This is a genomic window from Corallococcus llansteffanensis (assembly GCF_003612055.1).
Lineage (GTDB): Bacteria > Myxococcota > Myxococcia > Myxococcales > Myxococcaceae > Corallococcus > Corallococcus llansteffanensis.
Genome location: NZ_RAWB01000864.1, coordinates 1 through 2,743 on the forward strand (window position 1 = coordinate 1; position 2,743 = coordinate 2,743).

At 67.8% G+C, this 2,743-nt stretch carries 2 protein-coding genes; both read right to left on the minus strand.

What is annotated here, in order from left to right; genetic code table 11:
* Window positions 1-839, minus strand: an 839-nt coding sequence (locus tag D7V93_RS41345) for an MFS transporter (protein WP_120648468.1), incomplete at its 3' end; no start/stop codon positions are given.
* Between the two features lie 105 nt (window positions 840-944).
* On the minus strand, window positions 945-2,743 hold a 1,799-nt coding region (gltC, locus tag D7V93_RS41350), incomplete at its 5' end, for an adventurous gliding motility protein GltC (RefSeq protein ID WP_244237816.1).

The window sequence follows — 2,743 nt, forward strand, 5'->3', positions numbered from 1 at the left end:
AGCGCGGACAGCACCCCCACCACGGCGAAGAGCGCCCCGGAGCGCAGGCTGGCCTCCCGCAGGATGGCCTCGTCCGGGTGCACCGCGTGCACCAGCCACCCACCCTCCAGCGGCACCGCGCCGGCCGACAGGAAGCGCGTCAGCAGGTACACGGAGAACGTGCCCTCCATCTGCGCGAAGGCCACGGTGAAGAGCAGCACCAGCACCACGCACCGGCCCACCACGGGCAGCGACAGCACGGACGCGGCGCCCTTGATGGTGCGCACCGTCGCGGAAGGTGAGCCCGGCACGCGCGTCTCCGGCAGGAAGAACCACGTGCAGAGGAGGTTCACCGCGGACAGCCCCGCCGCGAACAGGCCGATGGCGAGGTTGCCGCCCCACGCCCCCAGCACGCCGCCCAGCGCCGGCCCCAGCACGAAGCCCAGGCCGAACGCCGCGCCGATGATGCCCATGCCCCGCGCGCGCTCGGACGGCGGCGTGATGTCCGCCACCACCGCCTGCGCCGTGGACACGTTGCCGCCGGACACCCCGTCGATGACGCGCGACAGGAACAAGAGCGGCAGCGTGTGCGCGAAGGCGAACAGCACGTAGCCCAGGAGCGACCCTACCTGGCTGAGCAGCAGCACCGGCCGCCGGCCGAACCGGTCCGACAGCCGCCCCATGATGGGCGCCGCCACCAGCTGCATGAGCGAGTACACCGCGACGAGCAGCCCCACCGTGAAGGGCGACGCCCCGAAGCGCACGCCGTACACGCCGAGCTGGGGAATCAGGATGCCGAACCCGATGAGGTCCAGGACGGCGATGCCGAACACCACCCGCAGCGACGCCTCCCGAGCCACCCTCGTACTCCCCTCGTCCACGTGCCTTCAGAAAGAGAAAACCGCCGGAGCGCTTGAACCAGCGCTCCGGCGGGCCGGGAGACTCCCACCTGTCCTGCCGTGCGTCTACATCGCGCCGGCGGACTGGATGTTGCGGTTGGCCGTGTCGCGCTCGATGCAGCCCTTGGTCAGCGTGTACTGGTACGTGCCCAGCTCGTCACGCCAGTACTCGCCCTCGTAGGGCCAGTAGAGCTGATCGTCCGCGACCGCCACGGAGTACTTGTACTTCTTGACGATGGCCGTGCGGCCACCCGCCTTGAGCTGCTCCTCCAGGAACTCCTTCTCCTTGGTGGTCGTCTCGAACTTGATGCGCAGGCCGTTGGCCAGGAGCAGCTTGAGCGCGCCCAGCTCCGTCTCCAGCTTGCCCTTGGCCATGGTGCCGGCCTTGGAGATGAGGCTGGTGCGCTGGACCTTGAGGCCCTCCAAGAGCTGCTTGGTCAGCTCCGAGTACTTGAACGTGTCGCCCTTGTTGGAGAACAGGTCCATCTCACCCTCGAGCTCCAGGATGGAGTCGTTGGTCTTCTTCAGGTCCTGATCCGTGAGCGCGAGCCGCAGGATGCGCTCCAGCAGCACGTCCGTGCCGTTCTTCTCCAGGCCGTCCTTGTTCTTCTTCTGCACGTCGGCGAGCACCGTGTAGTACTCGCTCGCGTCCATGTTCTTCTTCACGAGCGAGTCCAGCTCGTCGTGCACGGGCAGGTAGGTGCGCTCGAAGTCCTGGAGGATGAGGTTGGACTCCCGGTAGCGGCAGTTCTCGTAATAGATGACGGCCTTCAGGATGAGCGCTTCCGGGAAGTACTCCTCGCGGAAGAAGGGCGACGACAGGGTGATGAGGTTGCCCAGCGCCTGCTCGTACTGGCCGATGCGGTAGTTGGCCCAGGACGACTCGAAGAGCGCCTCCAGCCACTGCGTGTTCCCGCGCTCCACCTTGTTCAGATAGAAGATGGAGAAGCGGTTCTGCTGCATGCCGTAGTGCGTGCGCGCCAGCTGCATGAAGGCGAGCTCCCGCAGCGACTTGTCCAGCTTCGCCTGCTCGCCGGTGCGGCCCGCCTGGGGACGGGTGAGGCGCACCACTTCCTTCATCGCCTCCACCGACGCCAGCACGTCCGTGTTGCCGCGCTTGAGCGCCGCGTCCTTGTTGCGCGTGCCGTTGCGGAAGAAGGCCACGCCCTCCAGGTACTTCGCGCGCGGGTAGAACGGATCCGTGCGCGGGATGGTCAGCGCCAGCCGCTTCACTTCCTCGAAGCTCTTGTCCGCGTTCTCCGCCTGGCCCACCTGATCCAGGGCCCGGCCGCGCACGAAGTGGTAGCGGGCCAGCAGGTAGCGGAACTCGTTGCGGAACTTCTCCGGGAACTCGTAGTTCGCGTAACGGGCGATCTCATCCAGGATGACCGTCTCGTTCTGCGTCTTGCGGCTGATGAAGAACAGCCACTCCAGGCTCGTCTTGAAGAACTTCGTGGACGGGCCCACCGCGAGGATCTTGGAGAACTCGCCCAGGGACGAGTGGTACAGGCCCATGCGGTAGAGCGACTTGGCCAGCACGTAGCGCGCCTCGGTGTGCAGACCCTGCAGCTTCGGGTCCCCGATGAGCTCGTGCGACGCCATCGCCGCCTTCTCGTACTCGTCGTTCTTGAACAGCGAGATGGCCGCGTCCAGGCGCTGGCGGTCCGCCGTCTTGCCGGACACGTCCACCGCGTCGAACGTCATCGTGGGCGCGGGCGGCTTGTCGCTGTCGCCCGTGAGGTCCAGGCCCAGACCGCCGCCCTGCGGGGCCGGGGCGGCGGGCTTCGTCGCCGCGGCGGGCGCGGTGGTGGCCGCGGGCGTCGTGGTGACGGCGGCGGGAGGCGTGGCCGGGTTGCCCACGGGCG